The following is a 23,656-nucleotide window of genomic DNA, read 5'->3' as shown; positions in this document are numbered from 1 at the left end:
CTGCTTTGCTTCTAAACGACGCACTCACTTGACTTCACCGTTTCAAGGTGATCAGAGAACAATATCTGAAGTGATTGAAAGATTTAGAAAAATCAAGCTTCACAACAAAAATTTTTTACTAGCTAAGTCGCACTATAAAGACTAAAATCAGGTTTAGTTCATATGGAATAGCGTCCATATGATTGATACCGTAATTGACATATAGAGTGCCGTCCCATTTTTGTGAGGCGGCCTTTTATTTGGGAGTCATAAAATGTCAGAAAACAATTCTATCTACATCTCAAGCTTAGATATGAACCGAATCACAGCCTTGTTGGATAAAATGCCAAACATCGCAGCGGAGCTTGTGGAATTAGAAGCAGAGCTCGACCGAGCAACAGTTCTTGAGCCAGAACAAATGCCAGATAACGTGGTCACGATGAACTCGACTGTAGAGTTTAAATTTTCAGGTGAAGATAGAACCATGACAAAGACACTGGTTTACCCTTCTGAACTGAAAAGCAGTGATGATATCTCTATTTTTGCGCCCGTAGGCAGCGCACTGATCGGTTTGTCTGTCGGCCAAAAACTTGAATGGCCAATGCCAAATAATCAAGTGAAGACAATTGAAATTGTCGATATCACATACCAACCTGAGCGTTGTGGTGCACTAAACCGCTAACCCTCAGTAGTCCCGGTGCAAAGGCCTCCATTTAAGACTTTGCACCAGGAGAGCCCCTCGCTTACCCCCTATTTCCTTCTTTGTTTTCCAAGCATTTACTTTGCTGCTCTTAAGTAACATCACCGATTCTTTATTATTTACCTCATATTCAATACTTATATCTCCAAGCTCAATCATAGAAATTGCAAAGTATTTTTCGTATATTGTCGCTCCGAAAACGACGTAAATTATGCGCAAAATGGAAGAATATCTAACTCGAATTGCCTGCTTAGAAAAAGAAAATGAAGAGCTGAAGCGGAAGAATGCGCGACTACAAGAAAAGTTGAATGCTGCACTCGACAGTAATGGACTGTGTTTGTGGGAGCAGCATATTCCTTCAGGTACTTTGACGATATTCAACATGCAGTGGGGCAAAATGCTAGGTTATCAGCCCCATGAGTTAACCGCGACGGTTGAAACGTGGAAAAACAATCTCCACCCTGAAGATTATGATCTTGCGGTGGGTGCATTTGAAGATCACCTAGCTGGCAAAACCGACCTTTATGAGGTAGTTCATCGCATGATTCATAAAGACGGCAGTGATAGTTGGGTCTACGATCGAGGGCGCATCGTCGAGTATGGTTCTGATGGCGAACCACTGCGCATGATGGGCACTCATATCGATATTACAAAAGAAAAGCGATATGAGCAGCAACTGGCTAAGTTAGCTTCGAGTGATCCATTGACCGGACTATTAAATAGAAAAGCAATTGAGGAAAACTTTAATCATCAACCTCAAACCAAGCCGTCTCAGCAGTCTGCCTTAGTGTTTGTTGATATAGATAATTTTAAAGCAGTTAACGACCAGCTAGGCCATCATACTGGTGATACTCTCCTCATTAATATAGCCAATAGCTTAACAGAGCTTGCGCCAAGCAAGTCTCAAGTCGGACGCATAGGAGGAGATGAGTTTGTCGTTTTAAGCTCTTATTCAAATCAAGAAGAAATATCTCAACTTTGTGATCGACTCTTAAGTTCCATCATTCCTGTGATAAATCAGGACTTAAATAAAGTAACGATTGGAATGAGCATCGGTGTTTGTCTATTTGATAAAGGAAAACAACAGTTTAATGAAGTTTATCAAAAAGCCGATCATGCAATGTATGAGATAAAGAAAAATGGCAAAAATGGCGTTGCCTATATCCAGATATAATAAGTCTCTTGTTTTTTGAAATTAATATTTCTTTAATTTGACAATTTTCTCTATGGAATTGATAGCATCTTATTTTTAATAAGTAATTTATATATAAAACAAAAGAAATAACAAACAATTAAGAGTGTTGCATACTACACGGTGTAATATTACTACTGTCTTTGTAACTACTTTTGTTGCATACAATATTGTCTCTTATTATTTTTATAAAAACCACCAGTAAAAATTAGTTAAACATTATAATTCATGAACTTATAAAAACCGAAATGCATGGTTGAATTTTAACCACCCCTTCTGATAATATCTCGCCTCGTGTTTAAAAGTAATAAACACACACAAATATAAAACAAACTTTATAAAACATAATGCACACTTGATAATTACTGGTTCTATTTGGGTAGAGCTCGTTGTTTATTTTATTTAAAACATTATGAATTTGTAATTTCATTTAATATCAAAATATTAAGTAGGTATATAAATTGAAGAAGGTCATCCTCCCTCAATTGGGTTTTGTTGCGTCAAATTTACGCTTGCTAGCTCTTGGCTTTGTAACCCTCGTGTCAGCATATTCTTTTTCATCAGAGGCTTATGTTGAGCAAGTGGCTAGTGGTGAACAAAAAACATTAGTTGTACTCGTCAATTTCCAAGAAAACCCTCAAGAGATCCCGATCTCTAAAGAAGACGCCCATCAAGTTGTTTTTAATACCGTTAGCGACTTCTATTCGCAAATGTCCCAGGGGCAACTTTGGCTAACTGGTGATGTTGCTGGAACATTCACCTTGCCGATATCAAACCAAATTTGCGATGATGATGCTGTAGCTGCGGAAGCCAACAAAATGGCTGAAACTGCGGGATATCAACTATCAAACTATGACCGTTTTATCTACTTAACAACCAAAACTGGATGTGCATCAGAAGGCTCTGGTAGTCAAGGAGTAACTCCCTCTAGAGCGTCAATAAATGCGGTTTTCGAGCCTCGAGTTATCGCCCATGAATTAGGACATAATTTTGGATTGCATCACGCTTCCGCACTCGACTGTAAAGACGGTACGTTGGCTGGTGATTGCCGTGTCATAGAGTACGGTGATAGCTACGATACAATGGGTAACTACGATATGGGTTACTTTAGCGCCTTCCAATTGGAAAACTTAGGGTGGCAGACCTCCCCTGCTCAAATCATTTCTAGTGATGGTGTTTACTCTATTGATGCCTATGAAGACTTTGAAAGTACTTCATCAAAAGTTTTAAAAATCCCAAGAGGTACCGATCCAATTACAGGCCAGCGCCAATGGTTTTACGTTGAATATCGACAAGCTCTTGGCTACGACAGCTTTTTACGTGACCGTTCGTACATCGTATACCGCCAAGATGTGACAGAAGGTGTGGTTGTGCGCCTAGCGACAGACGGTGATCTTAAAAGTAGCCGCTTGCTACACATGAAGCCTGACTCCACTTTCAAACAATTATTTGGGAGTAATGACTGGGAAGACCCCGCTCTTCCAATCGGTGGAACGTTCACCGATCCAAAAACAGGCGTGTCGATTACTTTGGAAAGTGCTAATGGTCAAAACGCACAGGTCAGTGTCATATTTGGTGGTGAATCAGGGCAATGCGTTGCGACATCGCCTCTACTCTCTCTAACCCCACTTTCAGGTTCTGATGCTAATGCCGGAGAAACATTAGCGTATAATCTAAAAGTGACGAACCAGAACAATACAGAATGTGCAGACGCGACCTATACAACAGCTTTAAGCGTTCCTAACGGATGGAATTATGACGCAAGTGCCTTGACGGTTCCTTCCGGCATGAGTGCAGAAACGACGGTCATGGTTACGTCAAACAGCGATGCTCAACCGAACTCTTACAGCATAGCCGTTGACGTTATAGATGCTGAAAATGAACAACCAGCCAAAACCGAGCTACCTTACACAGTGTTATCTGAGTCAACGTCACCACTTGAAGCGGTGAATGATAGCGTAACGATCAGTGATAAATCCGTCGTTCGCATCCAACAGTTAAATAATGACTCATTTGAACAATCGACTTCTCTTGCAATTACGGTCGCTAAGCCAAACAAAGGCAGCGCCCGTGTACTGAGCGATGGCTCCATTGAATACATACCTTCGAAGAAGTTTAAGAATAATGATTCATTCACTTATACGATCAGTGACGGTCAATCTTCTTCAACCGCGACGATTAGCATCACCTTACAATCGAGTTCTGGTGGGAATGGTGGTGGAAACGGTAAAGGGAAACCGAACTAAATCACGCAATTCAATATGAAAAAGCCTGGAGAATACTCCAGGCTTTTTATTCACAAGACGTCAATTAGTTGCTTGGTGCAGGACAAATGTCACAGTCTGCAGAAGCTGTATTCGTCGCTGGAGTATTATCGATTTTCAAGAAACCAACCGCTGTCACAGTATCACGGAAAGATTGTGTTTCTGCATTGCTAAATGCCGTTGGGATATAACTACCAGTATAAGACTGACATTGATCTGAAGCGAGTTCGATATTATCTACCACTTTCACGTCATCAGAAGTATCCTCAGGCGTACCTGAGTCATCCACAACAGAAACATTCACTAAAGTAAGTCCAGGCGTTGTGTTACATACCATTCCCGAGAAGCTCACTTCTGCAATGATACCGTTTTCAGTAAGTTTGAAGCCGCTTTCACATGATTTCGTTACACTAATCATTGGAGACAAGCTCAATGACTCACATGGATCACTTGCGGTATCAGTAATGGTCGCTTGGCCACCCGGAGTCGCAGCTGCTGTGACTCTTACCGTATTAGTTAGACCGTTATTTGTACTTTCAAAACTGCCGCTATATGAAGCACTGTCACCTGAAGCAATGGCACCTAAGCTATGTGTAGTACCTGCTTCTAAATCCTCTACAACAACATCGTATAGCGTACCAACACCATCATTAATCACGTCGCCGCTGTATGAGTAAACGTAACCATCTTCTGTATCATTCACGACCGCTTGATTACATGTTTTGGTGATATCAACACTACACAACTCAAAGTCACCAACCACGAAGTCTTTCAACTGAGCGGTAATACTGCTTGATGCTCTTGTTTCGGCTGCAAATGAGCTAAAACAGGTGTCTGTTTGTAGAAGTTCAGTAAGGTTTACACCACCTTCAAAGAAGGTTTCTGGAGGGAAGACATTTTCGACACCACTTTTTGGCGTATACGCCCATGGTGCAGGTGAGTCAGTTGTATTGGTTGAAGCACACACATCTTGCGCGCCCGGTGAACACAGTGCATTTGTCTTAACTTTCAAACGTAAGTTTGTCGCAGCACACTGACCATCTTGTGGATTATTGTTATCAGCTTTCGCACAAGTTGTGTCCCATTCAAGAACCAAAATTTCTGGCCCCTCATTTGCCCCTTGCAAATAATTCACCTGAATCAAAAGGTCGCCAGCAATATGTTGACCAGTGAATGTACCGTCTGGGTTTGTACTGACTGAGTCTTGATAAAACCAAAAACCTAAGAAGGCATCACCGCTGTTACCAAAGCGGTCTGCACCAAAGGTGAGTACAAGGTCATTATTAATGTTGTATGCCGCTGCATACGCATGAAGAATATCCCCTTTATCGAGTACCGTCCCAGTCTTCCAACCGAGTTCTGGTATGTCTTTGATGTCTTTATTACCACCAGTAAAGATTGTATCCGGTGTTGCCGTGTCATTCTCAAAGCTAAATACTAATGCTCCACCACTGTTTGGCGGCGTTGACCAGTCATCTGGAGCTCCCACTCCAGAGTCATCTATCGCATTAGCATTTGCTTCTAACTCAAATACGCCATCTGTTGGTGTTGCAAATGCAGAGCTACCTATTAGCAAACTTGTAAATATTGCATAAAGAAAGCTCTTCATCGTATGCCAGATACCTGACTTACAAGAATTCATAACCTACTCCTTAGAACGCTTCTAAAGCTAGACGAAGGTCCCTATGTCATTAATTGCCTTTTAAGAAAGAGTGAAAGCGAGATACAACTTTCGTTTCGGCTTGTATAACGCATAGAGCATGCCACTACTTAAGGTTATGATTTTATTAAACTAAATATTTTCAACAGCGAAGAGAATGAACAGAGTGTTCAATTTTAAAGAAAGAGAAAGAAAACAAAAGAGACAAAAAAACCTACGATAACAAAGATATATACGTGTTCTAGGATAATGTTACAGATTGACACTTTATTGTTTACACCTGTGACAGGTGCACAAAAACGACGGTATTGAAACTGTCCACTATGAATATGAAATAGACGCTTACTCACCTGCTCCAACTAATGTGAAGGTGATGTGTAACACCTGTTTGCATAGTGTTACATCCTTTACACATCTAATTGAATACTCATTTAACTAAAACATATTCAGTAGTTTAGCGAATAAGTTTTAGCTCAACCATTTATGAAAATATAAACAAACTGTTCACCCCTCTGTACAAAAATAAAAAATAACCAACAAATACAAAAGGTTAAATATGGAACACTCTATGCTAGTCAACCGACGCAGTTTAACTCTGTGAGAAAACTATCACGTATGTGGGCTCAAGGACGTAGCGAGCCCACTTACACAAGGAGGTTTTATGAAAACCATATTTAACTCTTGGTGGGGCAATAAGAGTTACCGTTGTTCCACTTTATGTAGCCAGAATATACTTACAGCGATCAATATCAGCAGCATGTTTAAGCTGTTTACTTGGGTCATAGCGGTTAGCTTAGTGCTGAGCTCTCAAATTGTTTACGCATCCGCTGGCGACCCTTCAAGCCGAGGCGTGCAACCAATATTTGTTGAAGGGAATAACACCTGTCAACAATTACTTCCAGGGATCGATGGTTTGATAGAATACAAGCTTGAGCCAGTTACAGACGGCACTTTCGGTGATGGCATGCTTGAAGTGGTTATTGATCAACAACCTGGGGCAAAAACCTTCAGTTGGGATCAAGGTGATAGCCCTGTGATTATGCAAGCTATCTTTGTTAAAGGTGGCCCTGACGGAAACCTATATAACTACTTCACAGATGGATTATTGTATCAAGATGATGCCTTGCTGCATTCACCTGTAGGGAAAAATGGTAGATACTATGGCTTAAGTCATATTTCATTCTGTTACACACCAGGCGTACCAGACATTAAAATCACTAAAACTTGTACATTTGGTGATATTGTCAATGGTAACACTTTGAAATACAACTATAAACTCACTGTAGAAAACACCGGTGACTTTGCATTGTATGATGTTGTGGCAACAGACACTACAGCCGTTGACAACGATATGGCTGCTGGTGACCATGTGTTCAATTTAGCGATGCTCGCCGTTGGACAAACGCAAGAGTTTAATGGTTCGTTTATTATTGACCAAAACGGTATCACTAACTATGCAGAAGTAAGCGCAGCACTTGAAACTGGTGGTGGTGTTGCGGTTTCTGACAACGCAGATTGGGAATGCCCAAGCCAAAACATCCCTGGTTCATTGTCTCTAGAGAAAGACTGTAGTGTCGTCGTCGTGAATCGATTTGAAGATACTGGTATTAATGAATACGGTCTTCAAGTCAATTACAGTGGTAGTGTATGTAATACCTCCAATGTCACCATTGACGGCATTGTCGTAATCGACAACAAAGACTCGAATCCAATCCAGGTTGGTATGCTTGCGCCTGCTGAGTGTTACGACTTTACTGGTAACTACGAGCCAATCCCAGGAGATGGTGAAGGCCTTCCATTACCGGGTGAAGAAGTCAGAGCGTTTACAGATACTGTGGATGCGAGTGGTGAAACTATCTTCGGTAATGTTGTCGTAGAAGCGATAACAGCGTCTGCAGAATGTACGCTATGTCCAACTTGTCCAGAGCCTGTTAGCTGCCCTGAATAAGGTCTACTTACAACTTAATAAAACAACGCCTGACGTTAACTCGTCAGGCGTTTTCTTTCGAACTATACCGTTCTATTTATTCTTACCTTTCCCATTGTTACCAGAGTTGCCAGAATCGCCACCAGATGAGGACTCTAACTTCACTGAGACCTGAGCGGTCGAGCTGCTTTGACCATCACCTATGGTATAGGTAAAGCTGTCGTTATTTTTGAATTTCTTCTCAGGTGTATAACGCAGGGTGCCATCTGATAACAGCTCTAGTCGCCCCTTACTTGGTCTAGTAAAAGAAACCACGCTTGCAGAGTTTTGCTCTCCAACAACATCGTTTGCCATCACATCGATAATCACCGACTGTTTCGAAGATATAGTCACCTGATCATCAACAGCAACGAGCTCTGGTGATGGCGAGATTTCATTGGTTACAGAGTAATTCACGGATGCTGCGGTTTGCAGACTTGAGTCTTCTCCATGCGTCACGATCATCTTCAAAGCATAGTCTTTATCACTAGCCTCAACCGAAGATACGACTGATATCATTACTTGTCCGGTTTCACCTGCTGCTAGCGTGATTGCATTGCTGCTTGCTTTCCAACCAGTTGGCACTGACGCGTTTACAGAAAAACTGCTCGCTGAACAATCTGCACTATCTTTGTTGGTAATAGTGACCTGATATTGAACCTCATCGCCGGCGGCAACCGAATTGTTTGTTGCAGCTTTCGCAGCCACTGATGGAGCATTAACAGTACAAGTCCCGATATTACCGTTGTCAGAGCCGTCAAAGACAACGCTTACTTCGGCGATGCCGTTCGCTGCACTCACCAAACTCAATGTTACACCTGAGTCTGGGTCAGTATAGCTACCACCGACCGGCATAGATGGGTCAAACCAGTCATTTCGGCCAAAAACCGCACGATATTCAGAATCAGTTTTAAAGTGAAGCAGATTACTGCTGCGCCCATCACCTTCTACAGCGCTTCGAATGATGATGCCATCCGTAACGTCCCCACGATAGAACGAGTAAGAACGAGCATCTAAAAAGTCGTCAAACCCAATAGACTGGCGGTATTCAATGTAAAACCATTTTTTTGCACCTGTAGAAGGATCAGTACCACGAGGTACTTTTATCGTAACTGGCTGCTCACTAGTCGTCTCGTAATTCGCAATGGAGTAAGTACCATTTTGAGTAACTTCCAGTGTCTTTGAGGCGTGCTCTCCCTCTAGCCATCCTAGTCGCTCGCGCTGGAAAGTATTCAAATAGCCGATGTCTGGACCACCCATTACATCATAGGTATCACCGTATTCACGCAACGTACAGTTGTCTGAAAGCGTATGCTCGCCACAATCAAGAGCACGAGAGTGATGCAAACCAAAGTTATGTCCAAGCTCATGAGCGATATTCATCGGAGAAAAATCACCATTGATGTGCGCGCGTGAAGGCATGCCATCAATAGTTGCCGATCCAGCGACACCACATGCCGTTTTTGTCATCAAGTAAACAATACGATCGTACTCTTCAAGCTTCACTCCCACAGCGATGGCTTCTTGATCCGCTGCATCTTGAACAGCGGTAAAGTCACAAACCTGATTAGACAACGGTAGATTAAACCAACCCACGACTTTCCCAGACAGCCACATTTGATCAAAAGAGCTTTCACGGTAGAAGTCATTCACTGTACCAAAGATTAGATTATTTGCCTCTGACAAAGTTAATGGCTGCTCATTTGGGTTTTCTTTGAAGTTCAGCAGGATAACCAATGTATTTTGCTGTCCCGTCGTACTTCCTGCTGCACTGGCGTAATGGATGCTCTGTAAACAAGCGAATATTACTAATAAAAATGACAACCCTTTATTTAGGAGTGTTCTATTTATTTTAATATTTTTTATCACTGCTTCACCTAATTTTAAATTAATAACTAGTTCACCTTCCCGCCAATATAAGCAGAAATGGCAGGGTAAAATAATATAAATTTTAGGCAATAAAATGCCCTAGCCTATAAAGCCAAATATGTTCCTATATACATCAACATGGTTATAAAAGGATAACCACCAAAAATATAAGAGCCGGAATCATAGCAAAGCAACCGGTCAAAATTCAACCAGAGCGATAAGTAATTTAGGTTAAGTTTGTGTAATAATAAATTTGTCCATTTTTGTCAGTTACTTAAAATAACCTTATGATTGTTTTATATGAAAAACCTTTGTATTCAACAATGAATTTAATAAATCACTTGCACTACAGACAATTTAAATCATTAAAAATCAAACAAGTAGAAATTGAACTAAAATAACCTCAATTTCATCGCATAAAATTATAACCTTTAAATTCATTAACTTAATAACGAGTCATTCTAATAATATACCTCAACAACTCATGAGTAATATTATCCACCTTTAGTTGTTAAATTTACGTTAAATTAAAGTGGTGAAAATTTTTTTGCTCACCTAGTTTTATACTCGATTAAAAGACAGACTGAGCGACACAGTGCAATATCAACTAGAGACATATAGAGAAACAAGCAGGATATATGTGCAACTTTATTTTCAGTATTGAACTAAAATCACGTGACAATATGACGCTATAGATAGCAATTCGGGAAAACTAGTTAAAGAATGATTAATTGATAATTGAGGTTGGTATTTGTACAAAAATTAATTATTCAATAATAAATGTGTATTAGAATAGTTTGACAATACCAGATAGTAAAAAACCGGCACAAGGCCGGTTTTTAGAAATAGTGGAGGCGCCTCCCGGAGTCGAACCGAGGTCCACGGATTTGCAATCCGCTGCATAGCCACTCTGCCAAGGCGCCTTTCTGATTTTTTATCTCTGTCACCAAAGATTTTGATGGTGCCCCGGGCCGGACTTGAACCGGCACAGCGCGAACGCCGAGGGATTTTAAATCCCTTGTGTCTACCAATTCCACCACCAGGGCAACGCAATCATGCGATGGGTTAGACACCATCTGTCTCTGCGGCCTTTGCCGTGAGAACGAGGCGTACTTTAACGGATTAATTTATCTGGTCAACAAAAAATTAGTCTCTTTTATTCAAATGGTTAAAAAGCCAACTCAAACGAACAAAGGGCGATCATTTTGCTCACAAGAACATCAGCATGCTTTGCTCTCGTTTACTTTGCTTCATCACTTCATGTCAATGAGGAATCGACAAGTCACACAAATTGGCAGTATGGGTATAAACTTAACTCGTACTGCAGGGGACAAATAAGCGCTCATCATGTTTCGAAAGTCATCATTTCAATTACCGCTACATACTGATTCCGAACTCGACTTCGTAGTGCCCTACTTCTTCCTTACTGAATTTGATTATGCACGCTCTCTGGAACAGGGGATCGTCCATGACTTGGACCCTGAATATACACACCAGTATCGCGTCACACTAAGGCGCATACGCTCACTATGCTCACTACTTCGCGAACTGATCCCTCCTTTTGAACAGCGTATTTTGAAACCTCATTTAAGAATAATGATGAAGAAAACAAATAAGCTGCGTGATTTGGACGTATTTATCTTGGACAAAAACCAATACATTGAAATGCTCCCAAATCACAAATCGTCTCTTGAGCAGCTTTTTGGCTTTATCGAAGCCGAACGTGCTTACGAACAGGCAAGAGTTACGCGTTGGCTAGCTACAAAAGAATACACAACGCACTGCACTTTGGTCAGGAATAGTCTGCTGCGAAGTACGCAACACGAACGAGTGGATAGCAACGTACCTGCGTTACTCTTCGCAAGCCAAAAAATCTCCGATCAATTTAAAAAAGTTGATAAAGCACGACGCAAGATCTCGGACAAAAGTCGTGACAGCGTGATTCATTCGATGCGGATAAAGTGCAAAGCGCTGCGTTATCTGTTAGAAGGGTTTTCCACGCTCTATCCTTCCCAACAGCACAAAAACAACGTGAAACAACTAAAACTATTGCAAGACAAGCTCGGTGACTTTAACGACACTTCAAGTCAAATTGAATTTTTCGCACAACTCAAAGAGACAGCAAATCTTGATAAACAAGATCGTAAGGCTTTGAAAAAGCTAATTAACGTGCTTAGCGAACATCATGCACTCTCTCGCCAAACCATCTTGACGCATTTAAGCCAGTTTGAGTCTTTCATTCGCGATACCAATACACAGAATCTCTACCGACCCTAAATCAAGGTTCACGTATTTTTAATATTCATTAATTACAGTCAACCGTTAGGCTCCACTAAGAAAGATAACGTGAAACCATTAAAACGATACCAATACGAGCGCTATGCGGTGCTTTGTAATCTCGCCTACCCTCGCGTCTTCAGGCAAACTCAATACGGGTTCGATCCTAATGGGCAACGAGTCATTAGAAATGAACACGGTAAGATTATGATTCGCGTGCTCTGGAGTAAAAAACAGAGTGAAGTGGTCGTAGTGATTAAAGGCTCACACAGTATCAGTGATTGGTTGTTGAACTTCGCGATGTGGACGAGAAGCTGTCGAAGGTTGGGACTAAACTATCGCATTCACGCGGGTTTCTATCATCTGTTGTTCCAAGAAAGTTTACCGAGCCGGAATGAAGATCGGTTAGGGTTGACCGTGATCGAACGCCTCGAAGGTATCGTTGTACCACTTATTCTCAGGGGAAAAAGAATCACTATTACTGGCCACTCTTCAGGTGGCGCGATTGGCAGTGTTTTTGCTGACTATATTGAGAAAAAATACCCCAAAAGCATTAAACGCGTGGTCACTTTCGGACAGCCCGCTGTCGGAGATTGGACGTTTAAGAAACGCTACCGTTTGGGGCACAAAACATACAGGATTTGTTGCGACATCGACATCGTGACCTTTATGCCGCCCGTACCTTTTTTGTATTGGCATGTAGGCAAAATGCTATGGTTATATAACGGGAGAATATACGAGAACACCCCAACGCTCATACGGCTTGGGCGCTCCTTATTTAGTTGGTTAATGCGACCGTTCTCTTATCACTTTATGAGTAAATACATTCGCGACAAAGACTTTTTTGATGAACGCTGAGTTAAACATCCGAAAGGTATGACGTACAGACACCAAAAAGCCGGACTTCGCCGGCTTTACGATTAAGTGGTGATCTACAGAGAGGCGATTTCTTTTTCAAGTTGATATTTGTTATCTGTGACAATTCGCTCTAACACTTCAACACGTCGCTTCAAGTCACCAATTTGCTTGTTAAGGTTATCTTGTTCTTCTCGGCTCATCGTATTACGTTCAGATATCTCCAACGCTCTTACTTCTTTACGATGGTTCAAGATTAACTTTATTATCCCGCCCCCAAATATGGCACCGAACACAATAGCCACAACCAATACATCAGCAATAGATTCCATTCTTTATCTTCCTCTAGATTATGCTCAACTATAAGTTACTCATTTGTCGAATGAATATCAAATAACACATTGATTCATTGAAGAGTTTTATCAAGAATTGCCTACTCTGTATCAAAATCACAGGAATGGATTATTCAACGCCAACCCAAACCGAGACAGATCCGCCGTTTACTGGGAACTCAGCCCAACCATTCGCATCAGTCCAAATGTCTTCAGTTCGGATACCCAACTTGTCTACGTAGCGAGCACTTGGTTTACCCGTATACATCCACTTCGAGCCGCCAGGTCCATCACTCATGATCACGGCCATTGAATGTGGATGCTTTGCATCACCTTCTCGAGTCCAACCAATTACGTCCCAGTGGTCGAGATAAGAATGTTGTTTGCCATACGCATAATCTTTACGCAGTGTTACTAGCTCTTTAATGTAAGGCACTTTGACCATATTGATGTCATGCCCTTTATCACTGTACTGCGCGCCGTAGTAATCTGCATAAAACACGGATGGATAACCTTCTTCACGCAATAAGATAAATGCGTAAGCGAGCGGCTTAAACCACCAATCAACCGTCGACTCCAAAGCCTGCAAAGGTTGAGTATCATGGTTTTCTACTAAGGTTACCGCTTTGACTGGATTGTCCTTCATCAGCGTACCATCCATGATTTGACGCATATCGTAGCTACCACCCGATTTAGACGCATTGTAGAAGTTCATATGTAACGGTGCGTCGAATAGAGACATGCTGCCAGAAGTTTTGGTGATAGAGTTATGCAGTTGATTCACATCGTAGTTCCAGTACTCTCCGACCGTGAAAAGTTCTTTCCCTGTTTTCCAACGTAGGTGATCAATCCATTCTTGCAGGTATTGATATTTGATGTGCTTCACCGCGTCCATTCTAAACCCATCAACACCAGTCATGTTGATATACCACTCACCCCAGTCTTTCAGCTCTTGCTTCACTTCAGGGTGATCCATGTCTAGGTCAGCGTACATAAGGTAATCGTAGTTGCCTTTTTCCGAGCTCACTTCCCAATCCCATGCCTTACCCTCGCCTTTGAATTTGAAGATAGCTTTTTCTTCGCCAGCATCGTCCCAGTCCACGCCATCAAAGTGGTACCACGTCCAATGAAAGTTTGAGTACTTACCGTTGCGCCCAGGGAAATCAAACTCTACCCACGCTTCAATCCATTTATCACCAAGTTCAATATTTCGGTTGTTCCAATCGACTCGCTTGGTGTCGACCCAGGATTTACCATCCGCACCGCCGCGATGGTTGAACACCACATCGCCATAAATCTGGATATTGTTTTTATGGGCAGTATTGATGGCGCTTAGGTACTGATCTTTGGTGCCATACTTGGTGCGCACCGAACCTTTTTGATCAAACTCTCCCAAATCATACATATCGTAAACACCATAACCGACGTCGTTGCTGCCACCAGCACCTTTATAGGCGGGCGGTAGCCATAACGCGGTGAAGCCGTTGTCCGATAGTGCCGGCGCGTTGTTTTCAACTTGTGTCCAGAGTGCACCGTCATTTGGCACATACCAATGGAAGTACTGCATCATGGTGCCATTTTGTGCCGCCATTACAGGCGAACTGAGCAGCAAAGTTAAGGGTAAAAGTGTAGGTTTAAGGTTGAATGTTTTCATTATTTTTCTCTCACGTTAAGGACTAGAATCCTCCTTTCTGCATATACGCACCAAGCGATGCTAACTATGACGCTAGCTAGGTTGCTGCCTGTAATACAAAAAGTCCGGATTACAATCGAAGAGAAACTATCACCAATCACACTATACAATTATTGAGTTGTCTAACATTTATAAAATCAATGATTAGCGCGTTAAAAATATTGAATGGTGATCAAAACATGGGAGACTTTAGGAAAGCGCGAAGGGTTACGAAAAGGTGGACTAAAAACGAAAAAAGCCAGTCATTTAAGACTGGCTTTCGAAATAGTGGAGGCGCCTCCCGGAGTCGAACCGAGGTCCACGGATTTGCAATCCGCTGCATAGCCACTCTGCCAAGGCGCCTTTCTGATTTTTTATCTCTGTCACCAAAGATTTTGATGGTGCCCCGGGCCGGACTTGAACCGGCACAGCGCGAACGCCGAGGGATTTTAAATCCCTTGTGTCTACCAATTCCACCACCAGGGCAACGCAATCATGCGATGGGTTAGACACCATCTGTCTCAGCGACCTTTGCCGTGAGAACGAGGCGTACTTTAACGGATTAATTTATCTGGTCAACAATAAATTTTATCTTTTTGATTTAAGTGCTTAAAAAGCGATCTGCCTAGTATATTTGGCATTCAATTAGACCAATAAGCACCCGTTCCCTTTCATTAGCTATAAAGTCATACGCATACTAGTGCCCGAAACTGCTTCGAGGTAAACACGCGACTATCAGCTATGAACGCTGATCTTTTCATCGTTGTAACATCTGTAACAATTTGATTCCCTACTCTTGGCACGACTGCGTACAGAACATCATATTTTGTTACCGATAACTTTATATCGAATGTGGTCGTACCTTTATAAAATCATTGACTTTTTTTATTTTCAAACAAAGCTCAATTCATTATCGAAAATATCAATAAATAATGGTACGTTACACGAGTTGCAGTAATTTAATGGACATATATCACATATAAGGATGTGGTTTACTTTGGCGACACAACATAAGAAAAACAAGGTATATCACTAATGTCTATCAAGAATCTTTCTATAGCGAAAAAGATATCGCTATCGTTTTTACTCATTGCCATCGTCAACATTGCATTTGGTGTGTTTTTATCTACAGAGCTCAAAAGCATCAAATCTGAGCTTTTAAACTATACCGATGATACGCTTCCTGCAATGGAAAGGGTCGATTCGATTCGAGATCACTTGTCTCGCTGGCGCCGAGCTCAATTTGCTGCGTACACTTATGAAGACGCAGACCAAGTCAAAACTAAAATTTCTAACAATATTAGAGAACGCGAAAAGATCACTAGAGAGCTCAACGCTTACGGGGAAACTATCTGGCCTGGCGAAGAGCAGCAAACTTACCAGCGTCTTATGCGTCAATGGAAAAAGTACTTGGTTACTATGGACCAGTACAATGAAGCGATGCTAGCTAACGACAAAAGCAAGGCCCACCCTATTTTGGCGAACTCCTTGTCTGCTTTCGAAGCGGTTGACTCAGAGTTAGGCGAACTAATCCGTCTCCTTAAAGAAGCTATGGATAGCAACAAAACTCATATCCTGTCCTCTGTAAATGGATTGAGTAATTCTTCAATTGCAAGTAACGTGATTATTCTACTGATCATGGTAGGCATGACATACGTGCTGACTCGCCTAATTTGTGGCCCACTTAAACTTGTTGTTGAGCAAGCAAATGCCATCGCGACAGGTGATCTATCAAGTGACATTGACCGTAAAGCAATCGGCAATGACGAGCTTGGTGAACTGGCAGACGCGACCACTAAGATGCAAGATGACTTACGCCAAGTTATCGATAACGTGATTGCTGCAGTTACTCAGTTAAGCAGCGCTGTCGAAGAGATGAACCAAATCTCCGATATTTCTGCGTCTGGTATGAAAGATCAACAGCTGCAAATTACGCACATCGCAACAGCAATGACAGAAATGAAAGCGGCCGTAGCCGATGTGGCTCGTAACACTGAAGACTCAGCGAACCAAGCTAACGAAGCAAACCGCCGCACACAACACGGTGTTCGTGAAACCCAAGGTATGGTTGACGCGATTCAAGAAGTTTCAAACGTAATTGGCGCTGCAGGCGATACCGTAGCAGAGCTTGAACAGCAATCGAATAAAATTAACGTGATCGTGGATGTTATCCGCGACATCGCCGATCAAACCAACCTACTTGCACTTAATGCAGCCATTGAAGCGGCGCGTGCTGGTGAGTCTGGTCGTGGCTTTGCCGTCGTTGCAGACGAAGTTCGAACTCTTGCCGGCCGTACGCAAGATTCAACGAGTGAAATCACTTCGATCATTGAGCAGCTACAATCACTTGCAAAAGACGCAAAATCAGCCACTGAACTTTCTAGAACCAGTATTTCAGAATGTGCAGAGCAAGGTATTCAATCAAAACAGCTGATGAGCGACATTGAGCATTCGATTTCGGACATCTCAGACATGGGTACCCAAATCGCCACGGCTTGTAACCAGCAAGACTCTGTTGCGGAAGAGCTTAACCGCAGCATTGAAAACATACATTTGGCATCTCAAGAGGTCTCGCAAGGTTCGGAGCAAACCGCACAGGCGTGCCGCGAACTAAGCCAGCTATCCATTTCTCTTAAAGATGTAATGAGCCGCTTTAAACTGAGTTAAACTCAGTGGATACCTTAGTAGATACCAAATCAATCCCGATTTGCTTAAATTGAATGTCATCACTGAGGTATATTTAGGTATATATTAAATCACTATCTTAATAAACGCTCCAAAGCACCACTTGGAGCGTTTTACTTCGTCAGGTACTTTCCCCAAGTACTCAATAACATAACCAATACAAAAAACGCGTACGGAGACTTTATGCGCTTAAATAAAACCTTACTATCACTGACTATCGCTGCTGCAATCGCGATTCCTGTAATGCAAGCTACTGCTGCTCCTCTTCAAATTAGCAATACAGCAGCAAAAGCAGAGCAAGTTCAAGGTGCTAACGCTTGGCTAGAAATAAACTTAGGTCAGTTCCGCGATAATATTGAGCAGTTTAAATCGCACATGGATGGCAAAACGAAAATCTGCGCCGTGATGAAAGCCGACGCATACGGTAATGGTATCGCAGGCCTGATGCCGACTATTATCGAGCAACAAATTCCTTGCGTTGCCGTTGCAAGTAACGCCGAAGCACAAACTGTTCGCGACAGTGGCTTTAAAGGCCAACTTATGCGTGTACGCTCAGCGGATATTGGCGAGATTGAAGCCGTAATCGACCTAAATGTCGAAGAGTTGATAGGCACAGCAGAGCAAGCTAAAGCACTGTCTAAACTAGCCGAGAAAGCTGGTAAAGAAATCAAAGTTCACCTTGCTCTGAACGACGGTGGTATGGGGCGTAATGGTGTTGATATGACGACAGAAGCGGGCAAGAAAGAAGCGCTAGAAATCGCTCAACAAGCTGGCGTTAATATTGTTGGTATCATGACTCATTTCCCTAACTACAATGCAGACGACGTGCGCCAAAAGTTAGCTTCATTCAAAGACAGTTCTGCATGGCTGATTAAAGAAGCGAATCTAAAACGCGACAACATTTTACTGCACGTAGCAAACTCTTACACCGCGCTTAATGTTCCTGAGGCCCAGCTTGATATGGTTCGTCCTGGTGGCGTTTTATACGGAGACTTACCAACTAACCCTGAGTACCCTTCTATCGTGTCTTTCAAAACACGCGTGGCATCCGTTCACCACCTGCCAAAAAATAGCACAGTCGGTTACGACAGCAGCTACACAACAAGCAAAGAAAGCTTAATGGCGAACATTCCTGTTGGTTACTCTGATGGTTATCCACGAAAAATGGGGAATACAGCAGAAGTTCTGATCAATGGCCAACGTGCAAAAGTTGCGGGCGTTGCTTCAATGAACACCACAATGGTAGATGTTACAGGTATAAAAGATGTTGAGCCTGGTTCTGAAGTTGTTTTGTTTGGCTCCCAACAAGGCAAAACGATTTCAGCTACTGAGATGGAAAAACACGCAGAAGTCATCTTCCCTGAACTATACACGGTTTGGGGAAGCGCGAACCCTCGTGTCTACGTAAAATAAACCTACTCAGTTATTCGTAACAGAGCGAAAAAGCGAGCCTGGTGCTCGCTTTCTTTCTTATTTACTAATCTGTACTAGCTCGTGATGTTATCAATTAAACAGAACTTACTATTTCTGTTGTTTTAATCTCCTTTAGCACTACCAAGTACGACTCTCTACACTCTGTTTCTTAAAGCCGCTTGGATGGCTCATTTTTATATAGCACTTAGTGTTTGAAAGCCCCTCTAATTGATGTTAAACATGAAGTTTACAAAAGAATAACAAACACACTCGTATGGCACTGCCCCTTTGCCTGCTAGCTAGGTATCTCTATGACAGAAAATACTCAACATCTTCAACGCTCCTCCGCTGAGTTGCACGAATTTAATCGGCTTGACGTCTGGAACGGATTCACCCAACTTTTACCCCTCTCTATGTTCGTGGTCATATTTGGCCTCGCTTTCGGTGTTGCTGCCGTACAGACTGGACTAGATGTATTTCCCACAATGTTGATGAGCACACTGGTCTTCGCCGGTGCTTCACAATTTGCCACGTTAGAAATGTGGGGAGCAGAAGTCCCTCTCATTCCAGTTCTTATTACTGTATTTGCTATTAATGCTCGTCACCTCTTGATGGGAGCCACACTTTATCCATGGTTACGACAACTCCCACCAACAAAACGTTACGGTGTAATGCTGGTAGCATCAGACGCTAACTGGGCAATGGCACTCAATGCATTTGGTAGAAAAGAACCAGGCTTTGGCTTGCTTATTGGTGGCGGCTTAGCGATGTGGTCTTTTTGGATTGTGGGCACCTGGATCGGCATTTATTTTGGTAGCGCAATCAAAGATCCGGTGGGCCTCGGGCTCGATATGGTTATGGGATGCTTCCTGCTGTCTATGGTGGTGGCCGGGCCGAAAGACTTAAGAATCTTTGCGATTTGGGCCATAGCAGCAGCCTCTTCTATGTTGGCGTATTGGTATTTGCCAGAGAATAGCCACGTAGTGGTTGGCGCCATTACTGGCGGAGTATTGGGTGCTTGTTGGAAGGAGAAGAAAGCATGAACATCGAAACAACCTTAGGTGGCACACTGCTTATCATCATCGCTATGGCGTTAGTCACGCTCATAACCCGCTGGGGCGGAGTGTATGTTATGTCATTCATTCCAATTAGCGAACGGGTTCAACGTTTCATTACTGCGATGTCAGGCTCCGTACTGGTTGCCCTTTTAGCTCCGCTAGCAGTAGAGGGGGATAATGGTGCTAGAGCAGCACTGTTTTCTACTGCCGTTGTCATGTTCATCGTGAAAAAGCCTCTACCCGCAATCGCAGCAGGCATCATCGCCGCCGCTGCAGTACGTGCTCTTTAGTCGTTGTTTCAAAACCGATACCAGTCATCAATAAAAGACCCAAAACACAAAGCCCTGATGTCACAAGTATCATCAGGGCTTATCTTATGCTCATCATTTTAACGATGAACAACGATTATTAATCATGGTGAGACAGCACATCACGCACAGCAGTTACAATTGCGCTTATATTTGTCCATTTTACCAATACCAGGGTTAAAGGTATTGGTTGGGTCTAATTCGTGGTAAAACTTCTGCAACGAGTTTTCGGCTTCATACAAGTGACCCACGTTATGTTCTGCTGGGTATTTGGCACCACGGCTATTGAGGTGCTCTAGCATCAGCTTTTTCATCAACTTCGTGTCAGTCCCTTTTTTGAAAATGTAATCTTGATGGAAGACGTAACACATAAAGTGACCATAATAGAGCGCTTGAACAAGGTTCTTACTCACCTCTTCAGGCAAAGTTTCTAGCCACTCTTCATCATTGCGTCGCAATGCAATATCAAGTGCAACGATGTCTTCTACGTCTTTTCGGTGAATCGTCTCGTAACGAATTGCTGCACCTGCTGCTGCAAAGCGATGTAAATAAGCTTTTTTACCCTCTTCCGGCGTACACTCGAAGAAATCACAGTCGTCTTCAACAGCCCAAACTTCTTTGAGGTATTTTTGTGCTTCAGTAATACCACCATCACTCATTTTCAATACCAGGTGATGCTCATACTTGTCACGGAAATCCAGCATTCGCTCTGGTAAGTGTTGTGGGAACAACTTGCTCGCGTAGTACAAAATGGTGTCTGGCAGATATTTACTGACAAACGGGATGCGCTCTAAGAAATTTTCTACCTTAGCTTTAAGTGCGAACATTTTTGGTAGCTTATCTGTGCCTAACAAGTCGATGGATAAGAACACATCCTTGCCGTACTTCTCTGCCATGTTAAAGATATCTCGATGCAAGTATTCTCCCATCTCAGGCAAGTTATCAAACGTAGATAAGAAGTCTTTTCGCAACTTCGTTAGTTTCGCAGGGTCATTGGTGCCAAGGTAAAAAACCTGCTCTTTTTCTGGTACTGGGTAGCTGTCAACCCGAACGGCAAAAACCCCCAACTTACCAGCGCAGCCACTGGCTTCAAATAATCGGCGTTCATCGGCATTAAAACGAGAAGGAATGTCAGAAGTCACGTCTCGAACACGTTCATCGTATTCTTTGTCTGATGCCATTCGCTCATCATGAATGATCTTCGCTGGGTCAAAGTTCCCTTCTTGCAGGTTTGTTAGAATTTCTTCTGGCGTTTCACCTAACCCTTCAATACCAAGGTGGTTCACCAAATGTAACTGGCCTTGCTTATCGACCTGCGCGTAGAGCGCCAGTTCCGTATAAGCAGGACCACGCTTAACTAGCGCACCGCCTGAGTTATTGGCGATACCACCGACCACAGTGGCACCTAGCGATGAAGAGCCGATGATAGAATGCGGTGCTCGGTTCACTGCCTTCAACTCTTTCTCCAAAGAGTGTAAGCTCGCACCAGGCAAGCAAACCGCCTGCTTACCACCATCTAATAAGTGAATCTTCTTGATTTTGGTAATATTGATCACAACCACATCGCGATCATAATCATTACCACTCGGAGCTGAGCCCTCTGTTAAACCTGTTTTAGCCGCCTGCATGATAATGATGCAGTTTGCTTCAACACACTGTTTAATAATCTTCCATTGTTCTAGAAGAGTGTTAGGAAACACGATAGCAAGCGCATTACCACTACCCGAACGAAACCCCGAGCGGTAATATTTCGTTTTAACCTCGTCGGTTAGAACATTTTCTTCCCCCACGATGGTTTTAAATTCTTCAATCAGCTGCTTTTGTTTCATATCCGTATCTCTAGTTATTGTACTTCGCTCACAACACCGCTTAGCGGCAGGCATGGCGTTTGAGCCACTATAAGCAGTCCATTTCTCTGCGTCTATGTCAGGCGGACGAACAATACGTAATCAATAAACAACAAACAAAATAATTCTTTATTTTTCTGTTACTTATCTTTCACATTTGAGAAATTTAACGTAAGAAACAGACCGTTTCTTAAAAGAAACAATAGCAAAACCATTTGTTAACAGTTGTGCGGGGTATCTTGTTATCAATATTAGTGAAGAAAACGAGGAGAAGCGTAAGCTCCTAAATTTAAGAGGACTCTTAGAAATGAAGATGGAAACATAAGCTCAACACCAACATAACGATCGGTGTTGAGTTATTGGCTTAAAATCGATGGTTTTGACTTTGAAAGCTTGTGTATAGATGATCGATAAAGATCTTAATTTTTTCTGGTTGCTGACGAGTGTACGGGTACACCGCATAAATACCCAAACATTTGGCTGTTTCGTCTTTAAATAACTGAATCAGACTGCCTTGTTTTAAGTCTTCATAAACCAATACACGCGGCACATAGATGATTCCCTGCCCTAACAGCGCCACATTTCTCAATACAGAAGAATTGTTAGTACAGAGGTTACCGTCGACGGTGATTTGATATACCTCGTCTCCATCTTTAAACGCCCACTCATGCGCTCCGGTTTCTTGGTAGGAATAGACTAAACAATTGTGTTTAGCCAAGGCTTGAGGTTGTTTAGGTATGCCATGTTTAGCTAGGTATTGGGGTGACGCGCAAATGATCCAATTTGCATCCACCAGCTTTCTTGCAATCAGACTAGAATCTGGCAACACACCCGTTCTAATTGCCAAATCAAAACGTTCATTCACGATATCGACGAAACGATTATCTAGATCCATATCGATATTGATGTCTGGGTATTTCTGATTAAATTCATTAATCACTTGAGGAAGAATTAATTCACCAGAGATAGTAGGCACCGAAATTTTAATGTTTCCAGATAAGTTTTTACCTAAACCCACAATGGATTCTTCCGCCGTTGCCACCGCTTGATAAACCGCTTTTGCATGAGTAAAAAACGCTCGTCCTGCTTCAGTCAACGTTAGCGTTCGCGTTGTTCGGTAGAGAAGCTGTACACCAAGCTCTTGTTCAAGCTTGGCAATCCGTTTACTGACGACCGATTTGGTCAGTGACATATGTCTAGCGGCAGCACTGAATGAACCTTGCTCGATCAAGTGATAAAAAATGATGTAATCGTCGGTATTTCTCATGCGTCTTCGTCAAATCCTTTGGAAGCCCGTATTGTAAACTGAAATTGGCTGAGGTGTGAAACATCGGGTCACACTTAATATCAGAAACTCGTGACAGAGGTGGGGTTGCTAAGCTCACAGGTAATGAAAAAGAGATGGTGTGAATTTATCAGTCTTCAGATACAAAAAAACCAGCTGTCGCTGGTTTTAAGTTGATGCACTTGGCATCGAGATACCGCCATGGCCATATCTGAATAATTTGGAGCGACACACGAGGTTCGAACTCGTGACCTCAACCTTGGCAAGGTTGCGCTCTACCAACTGAGCTAGTGT

16 protein-coding genes and 4 tRNA genes are annotated in these 23,656 nt (G+C 42.5%); 10 read left to right on the top strand and 10 right to left on the bottom strand.

The features are described from left to right. Positions 1-253 precede the first annotated feature (253 nt). From rnk to R7Q38_RS13410, 3 genes are all read left to right on the top strand, one after another. Positions 254-661, top strand: coding sequence for a nucleoside diphosphate kinase regulator (gene rnk, locus R7Q38_RS13420; protein WP_005376048.1), 408 nt, complete (start codon positions 254-256; stop codon positions 659-661). Between the two features lie 238 nt (positions 662-899). Beyond that, positions 900-1,853: a GGDEF domain-containing protein gene (locus R7Q38_RS13415; protein ID WP_137283133.1), complete on the top strand. Its 954-nt coding sequence runs from the start codon at positions 900-902 to the stop codon at positions 1,851-1,853. Between the two features lie 479 nt (positions 1,854-2,332). Further along, positions 2,333-4,117 carry an Ig-like domain-containing protein gene (locus R7Q38_RS13410; protein WP_318114251.1) on the top strand — a complete coding sequence of 595 codons (1,785 nt, stop codon included), beginning with the start codon at positions 2,333-2,335 and terminating at the stop codon, positions 4,115-4,117. A gap of 64 nt (positions 4,118-4,181) precedes the next feature. On the opposite strand, the gene R7Q38_RS13405 is transcribed toward R7Q38_RS13410, so the two are convergent. Further along, positions 4,182-5,777, bottom strand: a complete 1,596-nt coding sequence (locus tag R7Q38_RS13405; protein ID WP_137282606.1) for a DUF11 domain-containing protein — start codon at positions 5,775-5,777, stop codon at positions 4,182-4,184. 679 nt (positions 5,778-6,456) lie between these two features. Here R7Q38_RS13405 and R7Q38_RS13400 point away from each other — a divergent pair. Then, on the top strand, positions 6,457-7,743 hold the full coding sequence (locus R7Q38_RS13400) for a hypothetical protein (protein ID WP_318114250.1): 1,287 nt from the start codon (positions 6,457-6,459) through the stop codon (positions 7,741-7,743). Positions 7,744-7,815: 72 nt separating this feature from the next. Here the strand turns inward: R7Q38_RS13400 and R7Q38_RS13395 are convergent, their stop codons facing one another. The 3 genes from R7Q38_RS13395 to R7Q38_RS13385 form a co-directional block, all read right to left on the bottom strand. Further along, positions 7,816-9,498 (bottom strand): Ig-like domain-containing protein, encoded by a 1,683-nt coding sequence (locus R7Q38_RS13395; RefSeq protein WP_318114264.1) that lies wholly within the window; start codon positions 9,496-9,498, stop codon positions 7,816-7,818. A gap of 981 nt (positions 9,499-10,479) precedes the next feature. Beyond that, positions 10,480-10,553 (bottom strand) — tRNA-Cys (locus R7Q38_RS13390). Positions 10,554-10,589: 36 nt separating this feature from the next. Beyond that, a tRNA-Leu gene (locus tag R7Q38_RS13385) sits at positions 10,590-10,676 on the bottom strand. A gap of 301 nt (positions 10,677-10,977) precedes the next feature. Between R7Q38_RS13385 and R7Q38_RS13380 the strand changes: the two genes are divergently transcribed. Then, positions 10,978-11,907: a CHAD domain-containing protein gene (locus tag R7Q38_RS13380; RefSeq protein WP_318114249.1), complete on the top strand. Its 930-nt coding sequence runs from the start codon at positions 10,978-10,980 to the stop codon at positions 11,905-11,907. Between the two features lie 69 nt (positions 11,908-11,976). Continuing rightward, entirely contained in the window at positions 11,977-12,765 is a 789-nt protein-coding gene (locus R7Q38_RS13375) for a lipase family protein (RefSeq protein ID WP_005375991.1), read from the top strand. Between the two features lie 74 nt (positions 12,766-12,839). On the opposite strand, the gene R7Q38_RS13370 is transcribed toward R7Q38_RS13375, so the two are convergent. From R7Q38_RS13370 to R7Q38_RS13355, 4 genes are all read right to left on the bottom strand, one after another. Next, a complete protein-coding gene (locus tag R7Q38_RS13370; protein WP_005375990.1) occupies positions 12,840-13,094 on the bottom strand; it encodes a hypothetical protein in 255 nt (84 codons plus the stop codon). 130 nt (positions 13,095-13,224) lie between these two features. Next, positions 13,225-14,748 carry an alpha-amylase gene (amyS, locus tag R7Q38_RS13365; protein ID WP_239939055.1) on the bottom strand — a complete coding sequence of 508 codons (1,524 nt, stop codon included), beginning with the start codon at positions 14,746-14,748 and terminating at the stop codon, positions 13,225-13,227. 307 nt (positions 14,749-15,055) lie between these two features. Further along, positions 15,056-15,129, bottom strand: a tRNA-Cys gene (locus R7Q38_RS13360). 36 nt (positions 15,130-15,165) lie between these two features. After that, positions 15,166-15,252: transfer RNA gene (locus R7Q38_RS13355), tRNA-Leu, on the bottom strand. Positions 15,253-15,801: 549 nt separating this feature from the next. On the opposite strand from R7Q38_RS13355, the gene R7Q38_RS13350 reads away from it, so the two are divergent. The 4 genes from R7Q38_RS13350 (at position 15,802) to R7Q38_RS13335 (ending at position 20,212) form a co-directional block, all read left to right on the top strand. Further along, positions 15,802-17,433 (top strand): methyl-accepting chemotaxis protein, encoded by a 1,632-nt coding sequence (locus R7Q38_RS13350; protein ID WP_005375988.1) that lies wholly within the window; start codon positions 15,802-15,804, stop codon positions 17,431-17,433. Positions 17,434-17,634: 201 nt separating this feature from the next. Next, positions 17,635-18,864 (top strand): alanine racemase, encoded by a 1,230-nt coding sequence (alr, locus tag R7Q38_RS13345; RefSeq protein ID WP_062730974.1) that lies wholly within the window; start codon positions 17,635-17,637, stop codon positions 18,862-18,864. A 311-nt stretch (positions 18,865-19,175) separates the two neighbouring features. Continuing rightward, positions 19,176-19,907 (top strand): AzlC family ABC transporter permease, encoded by a 732-nt coding sequence (locus R7Q38_RS13340; RefSeq protein WP_062730973.1) that lies wholly within the window; start codon positions 19,176-19,178, stop codon positions 19,905-19,907. Next, entirely contained in the window at positions 19,904-20,212 is a 309-nt protein-coding gene (locus R7Q38_RS13335; RefSeq protein WP_017820198.1) for an AzlD family protein, read from the top strand. The genes R7Q38_RS13340 and R7Q38_RS13335 overlap by 4 nt, the downstream gene beginning before the upstream one ends. 140 nt (positions 20,213-20,352) lie before the next feature. Here R7Q38_RS13335 and dld read toward each other — a convergent pair whose 3' ends face one another. Together dld and R7Q38_RS13325 are read right to left on the bottom strand one after the other, a co-directional pair. Next, a complete protein-coding gene (gene dld / locus R7Q38_RS13330) occupies positions 20,353-22,059 on the bottom strand; it encodes a D-lactate dehydrogenase (RefSeq protein ID WP_239939057.1) in 1,707 nt (568 codons plus the stop codon). 382 nt (positions 22,060-22,441) lie between these two features. Next, positions 22,442-23,344 carry a LysR family transcriptional regulator gene (locus R7Q38_RS13325; RefSeq protein WP_017633645.1) on the bottom strand — a complete coding sequence of 301 codons (903 nt, stop codon included), beginning with the start codon at positions 23,342-23,344 and terminating at the stop codon, positions 22,442-22,444. Between the last annotated feature and the right edge of the window lie 312 nt (positions 23,345-23,656).

Source organism: Vibrio sp. Vb0598, from assembly GCF_033338935.1.
GTDB lineage: Bacteria > Pseudomonadota > Gammaproteobacteria > Enterobacterales > Vibrionaceae > Vibrio > Vibrio alginolyticus.
Note: the sequence above shows the minus strand (reverse complement) of the source record. Positions and strands in the feature narration are given on the sequence as shown.

Coding starts and splice junctions, on each gene's coding strand:
- R7Q38_RS13405 (WP_137282606.1), bottom strand. CDS start 5,777: ATGAATTCTTGTAAGTCAGGTATCTGGCATACGATGAAGAGCTTTCTT.
- R7Q38_RS13325 (WP_017633645.1), bottom strand. CDS start 23,344: ATGAGAAATACCGACGATTACATCATTTTTTATCACTTGATCGAGCAA.
- rnk (WP_005376048.1), top strand. CDS start 254: ATGTCAGAAAACAATTCTATCTACATCTCAAGCTTAGATATGAACCGA.
- dld (WP_239939057.1), bottom strand. CDS start 22,059: ATGAAACAAAAGCAGCTGATTGAAGAATTTAAAACCATCGTGGGGGAA.
- R7Q38_RS13370 (WP_005375990.1), bottom strand. CDS start 13,094: ATGGAATCTATTGCTGATGTATTGGTTGTGGCTATTGTGTTCGGTGCC.
- R7Q38_RS13335 (WP_017820198.1), top strand. CDS start 19,904: ATGAACATCGAAACAACCTTAGGTGGCACACTGCTTATCATCATCGCT.
- amyS (WP_239939055.1), bottom strand. CDS start 14,748: ATGAAAACATTCAACCTTAAACCTACACTTTTACCCTTAACTTTGCTG.
- R7Q38_RS13380 (WP_318114249.1), top strand. CDS start 10,978: ATGTTTCGAAAGTCATCATTTCAATTACCGCTACATACTGATTCCGAA.
- R7Q38_RS13400 (WP_318114250.1), top strand. CDS start 6,457: ATGAAAACCATATTTAACTCTTGGTGGGGCAATAAGAGTTACCGTTGT.
- R7Q38_RS13340 (WP_062730973.1), top strand. CDS start 19,176: ATGACAGAAAATACTCAACATCTTCAACGCTCCTCCGCTGAGTTGCAC.
- alr (WP_062730974.1), top strand. CDS start 17,635: ATGCGCTTAAATAAAACCTTACTATCACTGACTATCGCTGCTGCAATC.
- R7Q38_RS13415 (WP_137283133.1), top strand. CDS start 900: ATGGAAGAATATCTAACTCGAATTGCCTGCTTAGAAAAAGAAAATGAA.
- R7Q38_RS13350 (WP_005375988.1), top strand. CDS start 15,802: ATGTCTATCAAGAATCTTTCTATAGCGAAAAAGATATCGCTATCGTTT.